The 22,989-nt window shown below is 35.8% G+C and carries 15 protein-coding genes and 1 pseudogene; 3 read left to right on the forward strand and 13 right to left on the reverse strand.

Features of this window, described 5'->3' with window-relative positions; all coding sequences use genetic code 11:
- The first annotated feature begins 39 nt into the window (after nucleotides 1-39).
- Nucleotides 40-1,353, forward strand: coding sequence for a DNA cytosine methyltransferase (locus CAL6303_RS30955; RefSeq protein ID WP_015196006.1), 1,314 nt, complete (start codon nucleotides 40-42; stop codon nucleotides 1,351-1,353).
- Between the two features lie 11 nt (nucleotides 1,354-1,364).
- On the opposite strand, the pseudogene CAL6303_RS31595 reads toward CAL6303_RS30955, so the two are convergent.
- From CAL6303_RS31595 to CAL6303_RS01235, 10 genes and pseudogenes are all read right to left on the reverse strand, one after another.
- Nucleotides 1,365-3,857 (reverse strand): annotated as a pseudogene (locus CAL6303_RS31595) (CHAT domain-containing tetratricopeptide repeat protein); the annotation flags it as partial.
- A gap of 449 nt (nucleotides 3,858-4,306) precedes the next feature.
- Nucleotides 4,307-4,792 (reverse strand): hypothetical protein, encoded by a 486-nt coding sequence (locus CAL6303_RS01195; protein ID WP_015196007.1) that lies wholly within the window; start codon nucleotides 4,790-4,792, stop codon nucleotides 4,307-4,309.
- A 130-nt stretch (nucleotides 4,793-4,922) separates the two neighbouring features.
- Nucleotides 4,923-6,161: an ISL3 family transposase gene (locus CAL6303_RS01200; RefSeq protein WP_015196008.1), complete on the reverse strand. Its 1,239-nt coding sequence runs from the start codon at nucleotides 6,159-6,161 to the stop codon at nucleotides 4,923-4,925.
- 138 nt (nucleotides 6,162-6,299) lie between these two features.
- The gene (locus tag CAL6303_RS01205) at nucleotides 6,300-9,416 is read right to left on the reverse strand and encodes a hypothetical protein (protein ID WP_015196009.1); all 3,117 of its coding nucleotides are present in this window, start codon (nucleotides 9,414-9,416) and stop codon (nucleotides 6,300-6,302) included.
- A gap of 68 nt (nucleotides 9,417-9,484) precedes the next feature.
- Nucleotides 9,485-11,500 carry a hypothetical protein gene (locus CAL6303_RS01210; protein WP_015196010.1) on the reverse strand — a complete coding sequence of 672 codons (2,016 nt, stop codon included), beginning with the start codon at nucleotides 11,498-11,500 and terminating at the stop codon, nucleotides 9,485-9,487.
- A 169-nt stretch (nucleotides 11,501-11,669) separates the two neighbouring features.
- The gene (locus CAL6303_RS01215; RefSeq protein WP_051036588.1) at nucleotides 11,670-13,277 is read right to left on the reverse strand and encodes a hypothetical protein; all 1,608 of its coding nucleotides are present in this window, start codon (nucleotides 13,275-13,277) and stop codon (nucleotides 11,670-11,672) included.
- A complete protein-coding gene (locus CAL6303_RS01220) occupies nucleotides 13,204-14,421 on the reverse strand; it encodes an ISL3 family transposase (protein WP_015196011.1) in 1,218 nt (405 codons plus the stop codon). The genes CAL6303_RS01215 and CAL6303_RS01220 overlap by 74 nt, the downstream gene beginning before the upstream one ends.
- 155 nt (nucleotides 14,422-14,576) lie before the next feature.
- A complete protein-coding gene (locus CAL6303_RS01225) occupies nucleotides 14,577-15,434 on the reverse strand; it encodes a caspase family protein (protein ID WP_083866289.1) in 858 nt (285 codons plus the stop codon).
- Nucleotides 15,435-15,528: 94 nt separating this feature from the next.
- On the reverse strand, nucleotides 15,529-16,548 hold the full coding sequence (locus tag CAL6303_RS01230; RefSeq protein ID WP_238993755.1) for a DUF1822 family protein: 1,020 nt from the start codon (nucleotides 16,546-16,548) through the stop codon (nucleotides 15,529-15,531).
- 23 nt (nucleotides 16,549-16,571) lie between these two features.
- Complete coding sequence (locus CAL6303_RS01235) at nucleotides 16,572-17,261, reverse strand: hypothetical protein (RefSeq protein WP_015196013.1); 690 nt, start codon at nucleotides 17,259-17,261, stop codon at nucleotides 16,572-16,574.
- A gap of 104 nt (nucleotides 17,262-17,365) precedes the next feature.
- Between CAL6303_RS01235 and CAL6303_RS30145 the strand changes: the two genes are divergently transcribed.
- A complete protein-coding gene (locus tag CAL6303_RS30145; protein ID WP_015196014.1) occupies nucleotides 17,366-17,527 on the forward strand; it encodes a hypothetical protein in 162 nt (53 codons plus the stop codon).
- 184 nt (nucleotides 17,528-17,711) lie between these two features.
- Entirely contained in the window at nucleotides 17,712-19,985 is a 2,274-nt protein-coding gene (locus CAL6303_RS01240) for an NB-ARC domain-containing protein (protein WP_015196015.1), read from the forward strand.
- A 20-nt stretch (nucleotides 19,986-20,005) separates the two neighbouring features.
- Here the strand turns inward: CAL6303_RS01240 and CAL6303_RS01245 are convergent, their stop codons facing one another.
- From CAL6303_RS01245 to CAL6303_RS01260, 3 genes are all read right to left on the reverse strand, one after another.
- Nucleotides 20,006-20,539 carry a glycine-rich domain-containing protein gene (locus CAL6303_RS01245; RefSeq protein ID WP_015196016.1) on the reverse strand — a complete coding sequence of 178 codons (534 nt, stop codon included), beginning with the start codon at nucleotides 20,537-20,539 and terminating at the stop codon, nucleotides 20,006-20,008.
- 437 nt (nucleotides 20,540-20,976) lie between these two features.
- On the reverse strand, nucleotides 20,977-21,885 hold the full coding sequence (locus CAL6303_RS01250) for a M48 family metallopeptidase (RefSeq protein WP_015196017.1): 909 nt from the start codon (nucleotides 21,883-21,885) through the stop codon (nucleotides 20,977-20,979).
- Nucleotides 21,886-22,122: 237 nt separating this feature from the next.
- On the reverse strand, nucleotides 22,123-22,722 hold the full coding sequence (locus tag CAL6303_RS01260; RefSeq protein ID WP_015196018.1) for a hypothetical protein: 600 nt from the start codon (nucleotides 22,720-22,722) through the stop codon (nucleotides 22,123-22,125).
- Nucleotides 22,723-22,989: the final 267 nt, after the last annotated feature.

A 22,989-nucleotide genomic window follows, 5' to 3' on the forward strand; every position in this document is an offset into this window, starting at 1 on the left:
ATAAAGCTGCTTTAACTGGATTCCAAGAAAAAGATAGCTGTGAGCCTGTTTTCTGGAGCGGGTGGGTTTGACTTGGGATTAAAATCAGCAGGTTTTGAAATAGGCATAGCCATTGATAATAATCCAATTGCCTTGGCTACATATCAACAGAATTTCTCCAATGCAACGATATTGTGCAAAGACATTCGGGAGGTAACAGGAAAAGAAATACGCGCCCATATTCAAGCAAAGTATCCAGATTGGGATGGGGAGATTGATGTAGTTTTTGGTGGTCCTCCCTGTCAAGGGTTTAGCGTTGCTGGACAACAAAATATTGAAGATGAGCGTAACGGTTTGGTAAGGGAGTTTGTTCGGCTGGTGCTGGAACTCAATCCTCTAGCGGCAATCATGGAGAATGTGCCGGGAATTGAGAATCAAAAATTTGGTTGCATTACTGCTAATTTACAAGCGGTGTTAGAAGAACATTATTTTCTATCCAAGTGGAATCTGAATGCATCAAATTATGGGGTTCCCCAAGCTAGAAAAAGGGTGTTTTTTGTGGCATCGAAGTTTGATGAGATTGTTCCACCGCAACAGTTCCCACAGCATAATGTTCGGGATGCAATAACTGACTTATTAACATTTCCCCTACTTCCTAAACAAAACACTCAAGTTGCCTCACCCGATTGGGAAAAGGGAGAATATGCCCGGTATCTTGATGAAATATTTCCCAATCCAAATGCAATAAACAACACAATTACGGGGTTTGCAGCGACTATACATGCACCAGAAGTAATTCAACAATTTATCAATACTCCCCCAGGTGTGAGGGAAGCTAAATCCAGAGCTAAGAAACTCGAATGGGATGGTTTGTGTGTCACGTTACGAGCAGGTAGTGGAAATCGCACTGCATTACGTCCGATTCATCCTTCTGAACCAAGGGTTATATCAGTTAGGGAAGCTGCTCGTTTGCACAGTTACCCCGATTGGTTTAATTTCAGTGAGGGAATACTTCATGCTCATCGGGAAATAGGTAATTCGGTGCCTCCATTGCTGGCGTATGCTGTAGGGATGCAAATTAGGGAGCATTTGGAATCTCATATCAGTGATACTCTATTATGCGAAGCGCGAAGCTTGCGCGACGAGAGTCGTTCGCCTAACCTCTTGTGTGTATGTCTACACCGTAGCTCAAAAGGTAGTTGGGATAATAATCGTCATGAGCGATGTGGTTTTGTTAATCCAATCTTGTTGTTAGACAGCTTAAATATACCCAGTAAAGAACGATACGCAGAACGTAAAGTTTTTGGCTTATCACCCCCCGTCTCTACAATTTTAGAAGAAGCTATTAATGAAATTCTCATTAAAGGATGGTAGTCCCCATACAAGTTAAAGCCAGCCCAAAAGCTAGGATTAGCTATTTCATCTCTACAATTTGGTAAGCAACGGTTAAGACAATCTAACTGTGTACGACGTAAGGCTTCATCCCTGGGAAACTTATCTAAGTAATAATAAAATCTAGTCATAAAGGATACTGCGACCCGATCGTCTACTTCCCAGAGGGAACCCAAAATACTTTGAGTCCCCGCTCGCCAGAGGGTTTCTGGTAAGCTGATAATCCACCGTCTGGGAAGGATAAAGTGGTCAGCAGACCAACAAGAGGAAAGGGTTGCATGGCGTAGTTTTGTTAGGTCGATTTCGGAGAGTTCCCTGAGACTGAGAATTTCCTGTTCTCCTGAGTCGGAAATTAATACTAGTCCTGAGCTATCGGGTTGATTTGGCTCAAAAGTCCCATGACAAGCGATGTGGAGTAGGCTTGCTTTGGATATGGTTTCTATAATGGCAGCTTTGCAAGCATTATCATTTTCTAACTGCAAATGCTTAATTTGATGATGGTTTAACCATTGATTGATATGCTGGAGTTCTCTTCTGACTCCAGGTAAATGACGAAACTTGCTATTGCCATTGGATATACCAATAACAAGTGCTTGTTTTTTTAAAGGTATGGATCGTTTAGGTTTAGCTGGTTTACTTTTAGATTCATAGGCGATCGCAAGAGCATAGTGTTCGATTAAATACTTTCCTTTGTAGATAATGGAGGCAAAGGGAAACCCATGCAAGATGTCATCGGGTACTATTGTTAATGCTCGGATATGCTTAGGTATGCAATCGAATATTTTGGGTAGTTGTAAAATATCTGCGAGGTTATCGGTAATTTCTTGACCAGTTTGTTGCTCGTCATCGTTATCACCAAGTATGTTCATATCTCGACCACCGTTAATCCTCTGGATGTTTTGATACCAGCGTTGGACGACATTACGTATTTCTAAGCGGGTGGTGGAAATAACCGCAAAATCAAATAAAAATCGACTGGTTTTGACGACTAAAACGCGATCAGGCAAAATCAGAAATGAAAGGGTGAGTCTATTTTTGGGGTGAGTTAAAATACGCGATAAAAGTGAACTTGGAGGTAGGAATTGTACTTGGATGCTTTCGTTTTTAATCGTGCGTTTGGCTAAAGCATCTTTATAGTGATCGATATGCTCAACTAAGGCATTTAGTTTTTGCATTAATTTTAAGCGTAACCAAGAGCGTAGGACAAAGTTGGTCTTGCTGATTTTTTCCTGTAAGCGCTGTAGTTGGTTTATTTGTATTGCTATATATTCTTCATCTGCTGTCCATTTATTCAATAAATAAAATACTTGGTCTTCTGGTGTTAGCGATGAGGTCATTTGTTCGAGTAATTGATTTGTTGATGTTGTTAAAGCCTCAATTTCGGAGAGTGGATAATTTAATCGCGTGCGACACCAAATTAATATCCGTTGTACTTGCCAGAGTTCTGGTTTTAAAGATATTTCCTCTAGTTGTGGACAAATTTCTTCTAAAATTTGATGGGCTTGGTTAATTTTTTTACTGTCATTACATTCTGTACCTTGGTAGTAAGATAACATTCCTGATAGTATCTGTATTTGTACTTGGATAAATTGAGAGTCAGTAGACTTGAAAACCTTTTTGATGTGTTGAAGTAAATTGCTAGCATCTTTAAATTTAAGATTACTTAAATGCCATTGAAAGGCTAAGGCACGGTCTTCAAACCAAGATAAATAATTGGAGGATTGGGTTGATAAATCTGGGGATTCCCATATTTTTTCTACTGTTTGCTTGTGGTATTTTGGTTTACGCATATCCACTACTGACATGCTTGTGGGACTTGCTGTTACCAAGGAACGACTACGGGCGCTAGCAAGCTGTAGTAATAATTCTGACCTTGCCGCTAGGGTTTTATCACCTATCTTTAGAGCATTATTTTGAGTATCTTCTAAATATTGTCGGGCTGTGCTTGTTTGGTTGAGGAGAATTAAAATATGGGCAAGATTGAGGTTAGAGCGCAAAACTGCTCGTGGCGATCGCATGATTGTGCATTTTTCTTGAACTTGCTGAAATTGTTTTAGTCCTGCACCCAAATTTCCCCACAGCAGATGGAGTTTACCCGATAGCTCCAACCAACGAATTTGATACTCTAAGTGTTGAGAGCGATCGCATGGTTCCTTGAGCAGGGATAGGTAATTATCGGCTTGTTCAAAATCCCCTTTTTCCAGATATGCTGATGCGATCGCCATTTTTAATGGTAGTAATGTTTGCTTTGCTAAATCGGGTGCTTTCTCTCCTTGAGCATGAAATAAACCCCTTTGTAGTCCTTTTAATGCCTCACCATATTGCCCTAATGCACTCAGTAAGCGCCCCATCACCAGGTATAATTCGGTAAATAATACAGTTCTGTCGTTGGAGTCTGCATTGCGCCAAATGCAACGGTTTTCCCACTGTAATAATCCTGAATCAGAAAACTGTATGTCATCAATATCACCAATGCGTGGAGCCATTTCTTGTAATAATTTTTGTGCTTGGTATAAGCTTCCTCGATCTAGGGATAAGTGAATGCGTCTGAGGTTTGCGTAATCAGCTGATGGTTCGCTGTTTGCTTTTTGATATAAACCAACTGCACCACAAAGTAAGTCATCTGCTACTTGAAATTCACCTAAAATACCAGCTAAATCAGCGAGGGACTGGATAACTTTTAAATCTGCATCAATTAATTGGGAATTTAAAAGTCGATAGGTAAAAATTTCGCATAAATCATCGTAAGCTGCGAATAAATTGCCTTGTTGCCATTTTGTTTGAGCTATTGTAAAAGCAGCTTCCAGTTCGTCAAAGTTGTCGTATGACAAAATATCACCCCGTTTGATGTTATTGCCGATTTTTTGTTTTAAGTATTGGATGAGATAAAAACCCAGCGTTTTATCCTAGCTGGGTTTAGGTAGTTTATTTTTATCTATGATTCAGTCACTACATAGACAGGTTTTTCCAACTTTTCGGGGGAACAATTAGGATTTTGGTTTTCTCCTTCTGCTGGTTGATTTTTACATTCAGTATTCGAGTCTGAGTTTTGAGATCGATTTTTTAGCGAATTTGCAATGTTAGTGCCTTTGAATTGGGTTGAAGTGTGACTAGAAGCGCTTACATCACCAAAACCACTTTGACTAATTGGTACTGCACCAAGTTCTCCAGGTTGGAGTTTGTAAAGTCTACCTCCTGAACCTGAAGAAATACTCTGTTCAATTGGTTTAGTAGTATCTAAATTATTCAAGCTAGGAGAATCTTGAACATAGATAAACTCTGTATCAGTTTCAATTCTCCTGAAGTTGCGATTATTAATTTCATCAAAGAAGCTTTGCCTTATGGGTGTCGCACCTTTTGAAGTAACGATTTCTATATTTAATCTGCCTAGACGTTGCTCTACTACAGCTTTTTGCAACATTAATTGCGGGTCTGAAGCGTGTAGTTTTATGGATTCATTAATGAATTTTTCGGCTTTGCCATAATTTCCATTTCTCAGTGCTGAATTAATATTTTTGGCTCTTCGGTACTTGTTATGCCATACTAATGAACTAAGTCCAATTTAACAAGCATCTAATCTTGAAATTTTGAAAATTTCTGAATCCATATCCAGAGCGTTTTATCAGCTTAAGTTTATTATTAATTCCTTCTACTGTTCCACTTGTTGTTCCATTATCAAAATAAGCGATAATTTCATCAAACCAGCGAATAATAGTATTATTGCTACGAGGAAAGTATTTCTTTGCTTTTGACAACCACATTCCTAGCTTAAAAACTCCTGTGTACCAATGATCAGTCAGGTTAAATATTTTTCTAATTTTTTCTTTAAAATCATGCATTTCTTTCAAAACTGGAGATACTCTTTTAACTTCTCTGAGCTTTACTACTTGTTCGTCAGTTAAATTATCTTCATTCTTAAGTAAGGAATATTTACTATTTTTCAAGCCAGCTAAAATGATTTCATACTCAGCTTTTTCTGATTCTGACTTGGTTTCTTTGATTTGCTCTTCAATACTTCTTCTTTCCCTTTTTCTTTGCGTGTCTAGTTCTTTGTTTATTTGTGTCATAACGTGAAATCTATCTGCAACTACTTGGGCATTGGGCATTAATTCCATAACTAAGTTTTTATAACCTTGCCACAAATCAATACTGACCTCTTCTATTTGCTGTAAGACTTCTAATCCCCATCCAGAAAGAGCTTCTTTGATTTTATCTTGTGTTCTTCCATTCAAAATCGCAAGTAATTTAGATGCATCTAAGTCTACTAATACTGCACAGTAATCACCTTTGCCTTTGACTAAAGCAATTTCGTCAATTCCAAGCCTTTTTAAGTTTGATGGTTTGGAATCACATAATTCTTCCGATGCATCCTTTAACATTCGTTCTATCTCTTCAGTTGTGACAATGCCTTTTGATGCGACACTATGAATATCACTTTCTAAAACATCTTGTATTATTTTTTGTGCTAGTCGATTTGTGTAAGTCCTCTTCTTTTTTGCATAATACAATTCCTCACTAAATGGTTTTTGACACTGATAACACTTAAATTGTCGTCTATTTACTTCTAAGAATACTGGCTTCTCACTAAAAGGTAAGTCTTTAATAATATGGCTATGGTTTTGATGTAATTTTTCGCTTTTTGTCCCACAATGAGGGCAAATACTGTATGATTTTGTTGACTCAGTTTGTAAAATAATCCCAATTCCATTGTAAATGCGCTGTGAAGTGACTTTTATATCTTTTAAATCCAGAAGTTCTGTCAGAACTTTTATACTTCTTTTCTGAGTCATGGTTATCAGATATAGTAAAAATTATTTTTGTTGTTTTTATAGAAAACAACAAATAATGTCTACCTGTCAAGCTAGCAAAGCTTTAAAACTATATTTCAATGTAATTATTTAGAGATTTTTATGCTTTAGCTTAACCTTTTAGCATAACAAGTACCGAAGAACCATATTTTTTATTCGGGACTGTAAGTCTAATTTTCTAGATAGAACAAATGCCATTGGGTCTTCAGAAAGTTTCTGAGCTTTTTGACTAGGATTAAATCCTTCTTCTGGAAAATCTACTCCTTTTCCGAACCTTTGTGCATTTCCCGGTATTTGAGCTTCATCTACAATATCTACATTAATGATTCTCGAATTTTTACCTGGTTCTGCAACAGTCATCATTGATTTTGAGGGTGGTAAACCGTTTCCACCTCCGCTTCCTTCGCTCAGTTTTAACGATTTATTAGAGTTTGGTAGTTTGACGTAGATATCATTAGGTTGGGATGGTGAATATCTGAAAGGAAAAACATCACTTTTTGAAGCGATAAAAGATGGAATATCACCATTATGCTTGCTAAGATCAGAAGCTAACGAATAGCCTGTGTCAATATCTAGACTTTCAAAAGCTGTTTTAAAGCCATTTTTGGTTTTGGTAATATTCAGTTCGCCAAACTCAGCACTAATTCCTTTGGCATCTTCTAATCTTGTTGTCAGTTTTAGCCCATTGTTTGATGTTTGTGTAGGGACTGCTTTGAATTTAGAAAACTGGTTTAATTCTGCATCTAGATTGCGAATTTTTGTTCCTGCTTTGGGTTCAGTTATAATTGAACTAGTTTTTTGACCTAGAGGCTTAATTATGATATTAGTCTCTTCAGAAGTTTTAAGTGCTAATTCACCCTTTTGAGGTTTAACTTCTTGCTTGTAAGCAAGAGTTTTCTGAGGATTTATATTAGACCTTAAGGCAATATCGTCCAATGGATTATCCTTCGGTAAAGATATGCTATCTGCAAAATCCATTTTATTACCAAGAGAAACGCCTCCGTAAAGACTAGGATATGATTTACCATAACGCTCATCAATTTTTTCCGAGTCTAGAAACTTTAACTTATCCGTTTTTTTACCTCTATCATTGTAGCCTTCTGGAATAAATGTAATTTGACTCCATTTTTTAAATTTCAAATTTTTACCTTGCTTTTTAGCCCAATTTAGGAAGCTATCATTATCTCTATTAACCTCAATTGATTTTAAAAAGTCTAAAGGATCAGATTGCAAAAAGTTTTCTGACTTTTGACAACTTGTATCTTGAAAACAACTTAAAATATTAATTATTAAGTTCCACTTCATAATTTGATTAAGTCGCTCAAATTGTGGCTCATATCGAGCAACTTCTTCATAATGATTATTCCACCAATTAATAAAGGCAGTTGTATCGGGAGGTGCTGTAACCTCATTCTTTGATTTAGAATCGTTGGAAGCAAGTGCTTTAATATGTGTAGCATGACGAGAAAAAACTATATTCATGTCTACTTTGTTGCTGCTATAACCACTTTCATTTGGGTCAAACCAAAGCCGAACAAACTGTTCTTTTTGTCTATCTGATTTATAAATTGGCGAAGTGGGAATTTGAGTACTTGATCTAAAACCTTTAATACCTGTTTCTTCAGTTGCCTTCTCAAAATTAAAGTCAAAAATTTTCATTAACAAATCTGTGTAGAAAAGGGTCATGCCCACTTCTGTTCCTCTGATTAAGTCACCGTCATAGCGTGCAAATTGAAAGCCATTATTCTTTTTCGATGCTAACAAATTATTAATTTTGTATTCATAATTAAGCCGTGTATTTGTTTTTTGTTCTGCTTTCTCAGATGATTTTTTTAGGGTATTATCTTCTGCTAGTTTAGCTTCCAGTTCTTGGATAATAATGTCTAATTCAATAATCTTTGAATTGATTTCTTCAGGCGATAAAGCAGAATTTGATATGTTCTCCCTTTCAATTTTATATACTTCTATTTGCTTGTTAATAGATTCTTGATTTTTTTTCTCTTTTTCCTGATAACTTTTGATTTCCTTTTGAATTTCTGTTGCTATTTCTCCTTGTTTGAATATTTTATCTTTTTCTGATACCCACACACTTTCTATTTTGTCAACTAATTTAAAATAATCTTCTGCATCTTTACGTGATAAGCCATTTTTGGCTTTTTTAATATCCTGTTCATTAATCACAGCTTTCCCATCTATTTTTATTTTTTTCAGTAATGGTATTGCTTCGTCTAAAGCTTTTTCCAATCCTGGGTAGTTATACTCCCAATCTAAAGAAAAACCACTACCATCTACTATTCTGTTTTTGCGTGCTTCTTCACGCATTGGTTTTTTAGCATTTTCGAGTTCATCACCCGATAAGTTTTTTGTTTTTTTAGACCAATTTTTGTAAAAATCACTTTCGTAAAAATCATTTGATTTTTTATCTATGTCTTGACGTGCTTGGTATAGTGCAGCAATATCTTCTACTTTAAGGACTTGATATTTTGGGCTATCTTTGCCTCTATAAATTTTACGTCCACCCAAAACTAAGCCTGAATCAATAACTTGAGTAAAAGTTATATCATCTGTTTTACTTAGGAAGTCTTTGAGTTTGTCTTGATTAGTTATAGTTGTTTCGTAGTAACCATACTCATTACTAAATATTTTAGCTGTATCAATTTCCCCACGTCTAGTAATTTGGGCTAGTTGTTGATTAGCAGATATATCATATTCAAATACTTCAATTACCTTTGGTTTTATACCGATATCCTTACGGTGATAGTCTGCAATTTCTGCAAGGTCTTTCTTGCGTTCTTCTGATGATTGGTTTTTAGGAACAAGCGCAACTAATCTCCCATTACCAATGTGGCGAGAACGAGTAGCACCATACTCGAGTTTGGCATTAGCCATAGACCTCATAAAATCATATCGAATAATAGAAATATCATGGATACTTCTGCTAATTTCTTGAGTAGAAAGTCCTTTGCCGGAAAGAACTGTTAATAATAACCAGTCACGTAATTGTTCTTCTTTTTCTGTAGCTGAATTTTCAGGATTATTTAAATTTTGAGTTTCGGCTAATTTTTCATTTAACTCGAAAGTTACTTCTTGAGGCTGATTGAGAGGAAAATTTTTCTCAGTTGTGCTTTCTACTGGTCTAGCAATAGACGGAACACTAGTCTGAGCATACGCAACACCTAAAACAATGGGTGAGACTGCGATACTAATAATGCCTAATACGTCAATAATTTTTCTCATGACTTGCTCCTTCTATGTTTATATTTTCGGTAATTGTTTGTAGAGTTGATATTTTCTGTATTCTGTGATTACTGATTCTCTTGATTATCAGGAAAATCCTTCTGTAGTTGTTTGTGAAGTTGCAGATATTCTTCCTGTTCCAGTGTCAATTTTTCTCCAGATGATTGTTGAGGAAACCAACGCAATAAAGACTCTGTAAAAAGTTCCTTAATCTCTGTAGCTCGTTCATCTTTATTAAAAATAGAACCATTTTGAAAGAAACTTTTAGATGCTTTGAGCACCGCTTGATCATTTTGTACTTGACTTGCTGTTAAAATTTGTTGAAAAGCTGTCTTTCTAACTACAAATGTTGTTTTTTCTCGCATCATAACGAAGCCAGAAGCAAGAATTAAAATACCTGCTAATACTGCCTGAATTTTAATTCGTTTATCTTGGGAACTTAAAACCCAGGGAATAAAAGGTTCCATACTAAATTTCCCTTTTGTTGATACAGGTGTAAGTACCTGAGTTGCTTGCACATTCCCTGTAGAGGTAGCCACAAAAATATTATGTTCCCTCTCTTCCCCAAATAGGATATGTTTTAAATAATCACAAATCAATGCGGAATCTAAATCTGCTAAATCTGGCTTTGTCTCAACCAGTTTTTTCCAAGCTGGTTGTATTGCTTCTTTAGCTTGAGGTACTTCTTGTAGTAGGCTATGAACAGCTTCCTGTAATTGAAGTGCCGTATTTATTAAGTTACCAGTAGATTCAATTGCATTTTTCCCTCCCTTCTCCTCAGCAAATTTCAGCCATCCGTCACTTGGTTCTAGTAGTCCAATTTGATGCCAAAGATAAATTGCTTGTGCTGCAAAAAATGCATTTTCTGTTTCTTTCTTTTCCTCAGAATCAATATATGCATTTATTGGTATAAAGCCTTGTTTTGCTTCTGCTAATAGCTTTTCTCCTTTTTCATTGAGCTGAGAAGTATTATTGTTTGCAGATGATATTAATGTTCCTAATGGATTAATCAATAAACCCACAGTAAAAACAACTGCTGACTCAGCACTAAACGAGCGAGAATTATTTTCAACTGGAGCTAAAAGTTGATTCATTTGCTGTTGAAGCTGCTCCATTATATCGATTAGTTCATTGCGAGTAGCAACAGCTTGTTCAGAGTAAGGATTGTAAGTAATGGCTTTTTCTCCACAAACCAGCGCTTCAGCTAGTTGTTCGTTTCTCGCTAAATTCACTGCTCGCAAGCGGTAGAGGAAACTTAACATCTCAAAATTTTTCAAACTATAAGGATATTTCTTCAGATATTTCTCTAATTGATTTATACCCTTCTTTAAATATTTGATGTTACTTGCATGGTATATTTGTACATTTTCATTTGTCACATGTTCCAAAGCGGCTAAGTAGTGAATCTCTGCTAGTTCATCTTGAAAATCGATATTATGAGGTAAATATTTTAAGCGTTGCTGACAGTATTTAATCGCTAATTGCCATTTTTTTGCTTCTTTACAGGCATTAATTCGCGTCTGCCAAGCTTCTGCTAGGAGATTTTTGACTTCTTCTCCATCAATGACAGACAACTCCAATAGCTGCTGGATATAGTCAATGTGAACAAAAGCACGCTCATTCCAAGATGGCTTTGTTACATTCTGTATCAAACCATTATAAAAAGCGCAGTGAGTATCGATAAATAACTCGTGTAGTAAAAGCTGACGCAGTTTTACCGGGTTATTCATTATTATTGCTTCAGAATGACCACCAGCTACAGTTAACGCTAAATCTTGCCAGACTTCGCGTTCTGCAACTAAGTTCTTCAACTCTACTTGAACTTCACGCCAGAAAAAATCAGCCCGCTGCCATTTTGATTCCAATTCAGATGCGATCGCTTGTTGATGCTGACGCAACAAATGCCCAAAACGACCTAAAACATCAAGACGGGAACCAGAATATTTTTGCTCAATCAAATTCAGAAGCTTACAAGCTGCTTGCTGTTCAGTAGTTAAATCTGCGCGATCGCAACTCAAACTGTAGAGGTTTGCAGAGATGGAAGGGAATACTCGTTCTTGAGGACGACATAAAAGTGCAACCATGACAACTCCTAATGAATATTCTATGACTGGTATCGAGAAACCAAATAGTATTTAGTAAATGTTTTAGCGATTAGATGTTGAGATAAATCAATTGAGAATTACGAAAAGTTCATTTATTTTCTATCCAAAGAACTATTGTTTTACAAAAATATTATGTTATGCAAAATATTTATCCACACGTAGAATATATAATCTTTATAAAAGCTTCATGAATAAATATTAAATTTACATTCTTTGTCTTTCCTACTGCTAATTTACTTATCAGAGTATGATGATGAAATGCCTTTTGTTTATCTTGTTTTCCTCTCTGGATGATTACCCAACTTACAGTTCCCACTAGCATCAAAATAAAAATAAGAGAAATAGCCACCATCAATTGTGAATACTTGAATCCCCTGGAATCTGTGGACATATTATTTGCCGGGAGTGATTTTGAACTTTGATTTAATATTTGATGTTCGGGTAGCTGTAAATTAATATTTCTGGGTATTGTAGTTACAACCAGAATCTCATTAGTTACCCAATCATCTAAGATTGTTGATTGTTCCGTTTCATCTGGACAAGGTGCGATCGCACGCATTTGGATTTGTTGAATAAGACAATTACCTTCTCCAATATTATTAGAGCGAGAAGAACGTCTATTGAGGTTTTCAATATTATCTTGTGCTAGTAAATTAGCATCGAATTCACTCGTACTCACTATCAATTTCAGGATATCTTTATATTCTCTAACTCCACGTCGTTGAAAGTTAATTGGTATAGATATAGGAATATATTTCCCTTCTAAAACCCATGTCTCTTCTCCTGGTTCTAGCCAAATTCCAGTACAACCCCCAGCAAAAGGAATTGCTGTTATGGCAAAAAGCTCAGTTAAATTTAGTAAGACAGAGTAAAGTGTTATATCACTTGTATTAATTAATTTAACTTGTATTGCTGGAGGTTTTAATGTGTCGTCTTGAACTTTATATGTCAATGAAAGCTGATAATCCTGAACTTCATAAGTTTCTACATCTTGGAGATAAAACTTTACTTTTACCGCATTAGCTGGAATCAAACTATTTGCAGGACTTGTAATAGAAGCAATATTTCTCCATCGTGCAATATGTTCTAAAAAATAAATTGCTTGTAATGCACTCTCAATAGTAAAACCCGATATTGGAGATATTACCTGATAGTTATCGCTAGCACGAATAATCTGATATTCATCATTGATAGCTTTGAGGTAAAAATCAGCTTCGTAGGAATTATCAACTCCACAAATATACAGCGAAGCATTTTCCCCAAAACTAGCTGTTTGGATAGCTTGATGTGCAAAACTAACTCCTGACGTATCCCCTTCAATATAAACCTGGAGAAAAGCTACTGGAAGATAAGTAATTACAGCTTTATAAATTAACTCTCTGTTTAACTCTTCTCTTTCCCCAGATATATTAATTCTACTAGACTGCGGCAAAACTTCCGTGACTTCAGCCACTGCGATCGCATTTTCCAATTGGCTAATATCTTCTAAATCTATAGGGAAAATAGCTAATCTGGTATTTTGATTTCCCTGGGTAGAAATAATACCATGAATTGCACCGCCATCAATAATCCAAGCATTACTCCCATCATACATAACAGTAAAGTAAGTTAGTCTTTTAGCGATTGCTTTTCCTAAAAAAGGCTGGTCTAAATAGCTAGGATTTGTGGTTCTACCGATCCCCTTATGGAAATTTAACACTAAAGTGCCAAGATAATAAGCAGCGTAATCTAAAATTTGCGAAATTACGGAAACCATATCCTAATCTTTTGACTAGCTTCAACTTATTATTAATTCCTTCTACAGTGCCACTAGTTGTTCTTTGTTCAAAATAACCAACTATATCTCCAAACCATCTAAAAATTGTTCTAATAGTTTTCGGAAAGTATAAACTCGAATCATACATCCAATCTAATAATTTTAGTACCCCATCGCCCCATGATTCAGCAGTGTTAAATATATTTCTGAATTTCTCTTTTAACTCGTGCATTTTTGATAGAGTTGGAGATACATTTTGAACTGCTTTTAGCTTTTCTTTTTGAGTCTCATTTAAAGAATCTTCGTTTTTCAACAAGCTATATTTACTTTTTAATAATCCCGCCAATATTCGATCTCTATCTAATTTATTCTTGAGGGAATTTGCTTCTTTTTTTTGCTGTTTACGCGCTGCATCTAATTCATCATTTACCTGTTTCATTACATGAAATCTATCAATAGTTACTTCTGCATTTGGCATCAACTCTTTGACTAAACTTTTATATGGTTTCCACAAGTCTATACTAACTTCTTCAATTTGCTCTAAAACCTCATTGCCCATACTCTGCAAAGCTTGAGTCATTTCTGATTGACGACGTGACTCAACAATATCAATTGGTTTTCTTCTGTCTAAATCTACCAATACTCCTAAATAATTACCTTGACCTTTAATTAAAGAAATTTCATCTATACCTAGACGCTTTATTTCACTTGTCTCAAAACTGATATCTGATTCTAAAGAATCTAGCATCGATTGAATTTCTGATTCACTTAAATCATTTCTCTCTGCAACACTACGAATGTTACTGTCTAACACTTGTTTCACTATTTCTATTGCAAATCTTTTAGTATATCCTCGTTGTTTATCGACAAAATCTAAATCCTCACTAAATAATTTTTGACAATTTTTGCACCTAAATTGACGACGATCAATTCTTAATATTACTTGCTGATTACTCCATGGCAAGTCTTTAATATTACGCCAATGATGCTGATGTATACTATGACTAGCTTTACCACATCTTGGACATTTAGAAGATTTGGAGTCAACTTGTATTTCTATGATTAATCCTAAGCCTTCAATATCTTGACAATTTAATACTTTTATCCCTGGTAAATTCAGAATTTGCTCTACGGAAAACTTCATAGCGAGCACCGAAAATTTAATTTATGGCTATTTTACTTGTATTCTCTCACAGATTTGGTATATTTAAAAATCCATAAACCTTTATCTAGCTTGAGTTGTAGCTATACATTCTTGTTAAGTTATAGCCATTTTTTCACATCTAAATATATTTTTTTTCATAAGGGGATCGGTAGAACCGGATTTGTTGCTTCAACTTGTGGGGATTGATTTGTATAAATACTCCGTACTAAAATATTAGAACGTTTCAACAAATCTCTGTAAGTCAAATTACTATTTCTTTGTAGACTATCAAGTAAAAAGTAGGAGAAAATTCCTCTTTTTTGGCTTTGATGTTCCCTTGCTAACTCATTATCTCTACAAGCTGCTAGCAGTATATATTCTCCTCTAGATAAAGAAAATCGATTTGCGACATTACTAGAATTTGAGGTAGCAAGTAAACTATTGATTTCTTCATCTGAAAATATAAAGCTGGAAAGTGGTCTTTCTTTAGATTCTGTATTAACTGTACGTATACCTGTGTATGCGTTCAAAGATACATCATTTTCTGCTCGTGTCCCTCCACCAGAATGACAGCAATCCAAAATCACGACAAAATGGGGATGATTTTGAGAAACCTCTGCAATTAATTTGGCAAGCTCCTTATCAGCTAAATCCCAAATACCATCTGTACGACTATCCCAACACACCAAAGTTTCATTCAAATGGTCTGGTTCTAAATGCCAAAATTCCTCACTAGCATTTTCCTGAGAACCATGTCCACTAAAGTAAAATAATGCAACATCATTGCTTGTAGCTTGACACAAATGTTCCCGGAAACCATCGATAATTGCTTGACGAGTTGCTTGAACATCAATCAGTCTTTTGAGATGTAATTTATCCTCATTCGTTACTAAATGCTTTTTTAAAAATTCATCTAGTGCAGTAACATCATTTACACAACCTTTTAATGAAGGAATTTTAGAAGATTTGTAATTATTAATTCCAACAGCTAAAACATAAATATTGCGATCCATCACTGTACCCCTTGAGTTTTTGTCCAAAGTCCAAATCTAAACCAACTTCAGGTTTGCAGAATTATTATTGAATATGAATTATCACGCTCAATAACTAGATAATAAATTTTTCTAAGATACTATCTTCTCCAAGACTAATTTTTAAACCAAATTTATCCCCTACATTTCCTTTGAATCTAAGCTGTAACCAGTTATTTGCTTTTGATTGTTTTTTAAGTTGGGGAATTTGTTTATCTTCCTCATCTAACAATGTCATCTTGATTCCATCTAGTAAAAATATTGATTCACTAGCAGGGTAAAGTCTTAAGACAATCTCAACTTCATCTTGATTGACTTGTGTTTGACGCAATATTAGCAAAACTGGTTCTGAGGGATGTTGCAGATGTATAAATTTGGCAGCACCAGATTCTCTTTTTTCTGTTTCATCTACAGGAGAAATGGCTAAATCTTTTGCAACGGCTAATTCTGCTTCCCATCCACCATCTAATAAACCTTCAAACCATTTGCTCAATTTTACTATTCCTGTGTTCAGTTGACTTACAGCAACATCAACTATATCGACTTTATTAGTTGACTTTTCCATAACTGAAACAGCTTCTAATTTGTGTAGGTAAAGTAAAAAGTCATGTAGAGAGTTTAATTTCGTTAAAGATAATTTCTCATTTTCAACAGATTTAGCAAAACCTAATATCTTTGCTTGTCTATTATCTTCATCAATTTCTACCACCATATAACCAATACGTTCTGATAAAACTTCAGGTGGGATCTCACACAATTCTTCTTTGGGAAGTACAGGACGACACTCAATCAAACCCTTATCTTTAATAAACAAGCTAGCTGTATTCATTAAAGATGACATAATTTTATCTAAACCATGACTTTTGCTTGGTTCTGTTTTTATTCCTATGCACTTGCAGTAAAAGTCAACAGCTAATATAGCTAAAGTATTCAGATAAACTGTACGCGATTTTTGTTTGTTCTTTTCTTGCTGACTGAATTTTTCAGCAATTTTAAACATTTTCCCATCAATGGGTATCGTAAAAATCAACTCATTGGCATCCATTATTATTTCTCCTGATTCATTGTGTAATTTATTCATCTCAATAATTTTCAAATATTTTTCTTGTTAACTAAATCTCATAAGTATTTTTTAAAATAAGGACTAAATTCATCACAACAGCGACTATAAAATGAGTAAATAGGACCATGAGTCTTTCCTAAATTTAACTCTTGGGTAATTTCTTCCCAGGTTTTACATTCTTCATTCTTTTTGAGTAAAATAGCCTGAAAACTTGCTTGAGGATTCTTCTTAAATAGCTTACTAGCTAATAATCCTTCTGGATCTTCTTTAATAAATTCTATCAATTTCTCAGATGGAAGAGGATTTAAACTTGGAGGTTGATAACTTTCAAGAGGATTTCTTTCATATTCATCACCATCCTTATTTAATCCTTTATCTATATATGAAACTTTTCCATCCCAATTCAGCCAATTAAAAACATTATTTTTGCGTTTTTTTAATAAAAACTTTACCCAAGCCATTACAGAATAATCAGAGTTGTATTTACCTATGTTTTTACAAATATATAAGTAAATATTTTGCAGCGTTTCTTCATAAATATATTCTGATAAACCAACATTCCCTGGTTTTGGTAACTCCACCTTTATTCGCTCCATTAATAGGGTCATTAATTTTGTTAGCGCAATTTGTTTCTCTAACAATGCTTGTTGTCTATCTTCATCACTAAGCGACTCATTCTCAGCTTTTATGACTGCTTTTTGAGCTTTCACAGCTACCTCATCCAGAGAAGAAAAAGATTTCCCCATAGCAAAATACTCCTGCGTGCGTTCCTGTTATCCCTGTTTCCGTACATTTGACTGTTTTTGTAATCACCCTTCACAAAAATTTGCATATTCATAGGTTTTTAGCGATGTCTACGCCCGCCGCAGGCATTGCTAATCATGAGATAGTCGAAACTGAAGAAGGTTTTATCCTCCCCTTTCTCGCTCCTATATATCTCTCCCTAAGAAGAGTGAGTTTTTATGCATTTTCTGTAAAATGGTTTTTTCTTGAGAAATACCCCATTGGATAGATGCATAAATGCTAAATCAACAAAGTCAACATACGCACATAGGCTAATTCCGTATATATAACTACGTACCTCCTTATTCTTATATATATTATCTGTTTTGGCAACTATTTTACTCGGATATCCTTATATATCCTCTGAAATGGAGGTAAAATAGGGAATGAACAGCCAAATAATTTCTGGATAAATGTTGTCACGTAATTTTCTCTCTCAAATAGCTTACGAGCATGAACTGTCTCCAGAGCAGCAGCAAGTTTTTCTGATGCGAATTGGTGATGGTCTAAGTTACGAAGAAATTGCTGCTCAGTTGAATACATCCGCAGATGCTTGTTTGAAGCGGATGGGTCAGGTTTATAAAAAATTTAACATTAGCGGTGCGAGCCGGGGTAAGGAAAGTAAACTGAGATTTTTTCTGACAAACAGGTTAGAGAAGGTGACGGAGGAATCTTCAGCACATACCCAATCAATTGAGGAAAAGAAACAGGAAACTCAACCCAACTCGGTTGCTCAAAACTTACCAGTGAGGGAATATACAACTTTTGTTGGTCGTGATCAAGAAATAACACGATTGATGGAACTTCTCGATTTTCAGCACACCGCTCATTTAATTAGTGTGGATGGGATTGGTGGTGTTGGGAAAACAACCTTAGTAGTGGAAGTGGCTTATCGTTGTTTGCAAGCAAGCAATAACCAACTTCTGACTCCCAATCTTCCCACCTTTGAAGCCATCATCTTTACTTCCGCCAAACAGAATCATCTCACTTCCATCGGCATTTTGCCGCGATTAACTAAAGAACGGACACTGCGGGACATTTGCCGGGAAGTTGCTCGTATCCTAGACTTGAGTGAAATCACAAATTTACCCATCGAAGAGCAGTTTCAACCAATTCGAGAGAAATTGTCACAAACAAGAACTTTATTGATTGTTGATAATTTGGAAACCATTGAAAATCAACAGGAAGTTCTCTCCTTCCTCTATGACTTACCACCAAGTGTGAAAGTTATTATTACTACCCGCGAACAAGCATTATTTGTCCCCATTCGTCTTGGTTGCTTACCCAGAGAACATGGTTTATGTCTCATCCAACAGGAAGCGCAAGAAAAAAGTATAAATTTGACTGCTGAAGAATCTCAGCAACTTTTTGAGGGAGTCAGTGGAATTCCCGCAGCAATTATTTATGTTATTGGTCAAATAGCAGCAGGTTATTCACTGGAAGATGCTCTCTCACAAATTAAAGAACCCGATGGTGATGTTGCTCGTTTTTGCTTTGCTGGTTCAGTAATTCCCCTCAGAGGAACACCGCCCCATTATTTGCTGATGGCTCTTTCGTTGGGAGTTAAACCTATAACTAGAGAAACTGCTGCTAGTGTGGCTTTTGAGCAAGCTGACCCAATTTTAACATCCCAAGGATTAGCAAAATTGCAGCAGTTGTCATTGGTTTACCACCAACAAGGACGCTATAGCTTGCTGGAACTAACCCGCGAATATGCTGCTTCTGAGTTAGCTGCAAATCGTGAATTAGCCCAACAGTTGCAACAGAGATGGGTAAATTGGTATATCCGTTTTTCCGAGGTTTACGGAGGTACAAATTGGAAGGAGTGGCATCTTGGCTATAGTTACTTAGAAATCGAATGGGAAAACCTGAGATCTGTGCTTGAATGGTGTATGAGCCAAGGGATTTACGGAGATGCACGAACAATTTGGCAGCAGATTAAGGGTTATATTCATGTGCGTGGATATTGGGATGAACGCTTAGAGTGGACAGCTTGGTTAATTGAAACTGCGAAACAAGCAGGAGATTGGAAGTTTACAGTTGAGGTAATGTGCGATCGCGCTATAACTTTAATTAGGATGCGCCATGAAAACCAACTCACAGAAGCAGAGATATTACTACAGGAAGCTTGGAATTTACGTCAGCATCAAAGCATCGCATTACAGTTAGAGATAGCCACCAACATGGTTATCCTCTCCATTTATCAACAAAAATGGCAGCAAGCTGGAGAGTGGTTAACAGAGGAAGAAAAACTGTTAACCCAAACTTCTCTATCAGAACTAGAACGTCAGCAGCAGCAAGTTCATATTCTTTATTATCAGGGGCAGATATCCTTCAAAACAGGCAATTATCAGCAAGCACAAAGCTTTTTTCTGCAAGCATTAGAATCTGCAACAACAGCAGGATGGTTAAGAGCAACAACTGCAATTCAAAACTGGCTTGCAGATATAGCACTGGAACTAGGGAACCTCAAACAAGCACGACAATTGTTAGAAATTAGCTTCCCAATGGCAGAAAGACATAAAGATAAACTTTCTATTGCTTACCACAAAGCAACATTTGCCAAACTCGAAAAGCGTTCGGGTAATTTACCTCAAGCCAAGCGCTTGGCAAAGGAAGCAGCAGAAGGTTTTGAAAGTTTAAAGATGGTAGTGGAAGCAAAAGAAATGCGCTCTTTACTTTCTTGAAATAAATCAATGGAGTCAAATTATGATTTGGGGATAGTTAAGCAGGCACTTCTCTGTAATTGAGGGAAATGCTGGGGCAATATCAAACAACGTCCCTGGTGATATGCTACATTGTGGCAGATATCTATGCCAAAAATCTCTAAAAACAAATGTTTAGTTAAATCAAAAGCTGTTTTCTGGAATTTATGACTAATTTCTAAGTCATCATCAGCAGGAGAATAATGATGCAAAATATAACCATATAATTCTTGACAATCTTCAATATATTTAGCCGTGTTTAGCAGAATATGAGTATGCCATACTCGGTCAATTTCTACTGTAGGAACTAATTCGGTATTTGGAAATAGAAAATGAAGGCATAGAAACATTTTGTATAGATGAATTGCAGACTTTGTTTCTTCTTCTGTCCATTGAAAGTTCTCAGTATTGGAGGTAAGCTTTTTTGAGATTGCTCGGAAATCTAATTGATTTAATTTACGGAAAAAGTTTGTAATTTTTTCTGCAAATTCTTCATTGGTTTTACTCGGTAATTGTTTCTCCCAAATTGTATTCAAGCCGTTTTCTCCTCGTATGGATTATGAGATTGATTGTGGGAGAAGTGACAAATATTTCAGCATCCCCATACTATCTCTCCAAATTTGAGGTCATGATTTATGCATTTTGAGATTAAAAAACTAAGTTTATCCCATGAAAGCCTAGTACCTGAAGGCAGCGGTGAGTAGGCAGTGGGGAAAGTCTATTATTACTGAGCTTTTCAGGATTAAATAATGGTATTCTTCTCTTACAAAGTTTGGCGAAGAATACCCCCGCAACACAGTGGCTCAACTTTGCGCTATTTACGCAGTCTGGTACTAGATACTTAATACCTGCTCTAATTATTAAAATAGCAAATTTTTCGACGATATTATGGAGGTATTTTACCGGAAAAACTCCATAATATTGAGTCTCAAATCAACAAAATTAACATCCCATTATTCACAAATTACGCAACTTATTCGGAGAGAAACTTAGAGTTGATTCGCAAAGATATTCCATTTTCGATAACATCGAATTTTAAGGGTTGAGAATTAACTTTCAATCGTTCATTCCCATCTGCCCATAGAGTCCGCCAAGGATATTTATTCATCACCTGATTCAAAGCATCAATTCTTTGCTCTGTGGTTGGGTGGGTACTATTTTCTGTGTAGTCAGAAGGTAAACGATGGAATAAATTAAATACTCGTAAACCTCCATTTGGATCATAACCAGCTTTACCCATGTAGGTGTAACCAACAGCATCTGCTTGAAATTCATGCTGGCGACTTAATGCCTGTATCGCCTGATCAAACTCTTGTTTTTTCTGAATAAGAATTCGCTGTTTAATTACGTCTTTTTCTGCTATTGATATTGGTTTTTGGGATTTTTGTTTTTCTGCTACAATCCAGCTAGTAAACTCTGCTTCTGCTTCCTTTAATAATTTATCTTTTAAACGTGCTTCTGCTTCTTCTTGCTGGGCAGAATGGCGTTGTGTATGGTGAGCTAATTCATGAGCAATGATAAAAGCTAATGCGGCATCATCGCCGTGTATTTGGTCTAGTAAACCTTTGTAAATGACAATTTTATTTAATTCACCAGCATATGCATTGATATTATACTCATCGCTGACCTGAAAGCGCCAAGGATGTTCATCAAGTCCATTGGCACGAATCACTTTTTCGGCAACACTATAAACCCATTGTAAGTTAGTTTTTTTCGGCTTTACCTGTGAGGTAGATATTGATGAGTTTGTGATTGATAAATCTGGTAATGTAATTAGTGCTTGGGCAAAACCTGGTGTATTTAGGCTTAGTAAGATGCTGCTGCTAAAACCTAATGTGGTGAAGATAATTTTGCGAATTGACTTAATGTGTGAGGTTTTCATAATCGTAAATAGTGTGGTGATTATTTGAGCGTTCTTAATAATATTTACGGGACGACAATGGTGTTTTTACGCATTTTTGATTTTTTACTGGAATTTTTTTTAATAAAAAAGCGGGCATATTGCCCGCGATACAAAGTTAAATAAAAGAATGGAAATTTTATGCGGATAATTGATTCCGCTATTTCTAAAATTTCAATGCATTCAACAAATTTACTAGCATTCCCAAGTGTAAGATTTTCAGCGCACACGTTCTGGATAAACTCCAAAAGAATCAAAAAAATTAACAGCTTCTGTGGTTAATTCTCCTTGTGTTGCAGCTCCCATAACATACATCCGTCCCTTGACTATAAAACCTCGATATTGTCCCGTTGTTCCGTCAGTGTGTTGCACCAACAACTCTAAACCTGGATATCCATCAATTTCCAAATTAGTGCTTCTTACGATTTTGCCTGTACTAGCCATTTCTTCTCGCATGGAAGTCTGCAATACCTGCTCAACTTCTTCTACAGATAAGTAGGATACGTCAACTGGCATATCTTTGTGAATAATCACGTATACAGTTTGGGTTGTGTCGCTCCACGACATCAATTTCCTTTCTTCATTTTCTTGTACTGAACCTGGCATTTGAATTTCAAAATCCTGATTTGGTCCCCGATAGGTATCATTGATTGCAATTAGGCTAGGTTCTTTTATTACTTGGCTGTTATTAGCCAATACTGAAAAAGTTTGTTTGACTTGATTTGCTTGGGTGTTTGATAAATTTTTGGCTTCTGCTTTAGGAATGCAGACTGAAGCGACTAAGACTACTGTCGCAACTGACAACTTCCATGATTTCATTGCAGGTTTCTCCTATGATTAAGTTATGGGGAAGTATTGTTTTGAGGTGAGTTCTATTGTTTGAACCCCTTCATAGGGATATACAAATTTATTTAGGTGCATTTACGCAGTTTGTGAAAGTTTTTTTAATTTTGTTAAAGAGTAATGTGATGCAATAAGGCAAATTTATTGACAAATATTTTAGGGGTATAGCGTTTCCGTATTGGATTATGGCTGTTTGATCTTTGATGCGATCGCATGTGTGAATATGTGAGATTACCCCTATGC

This window comes from Calothrix sp. PCC 6303 (assembly GCF_000317435.1).
Classification (GTDB): Bacteria; Cyanobacteriota; Cyanobacteriia; order Cyanobacteriales; family Nostocaceae; genus PCC-6303.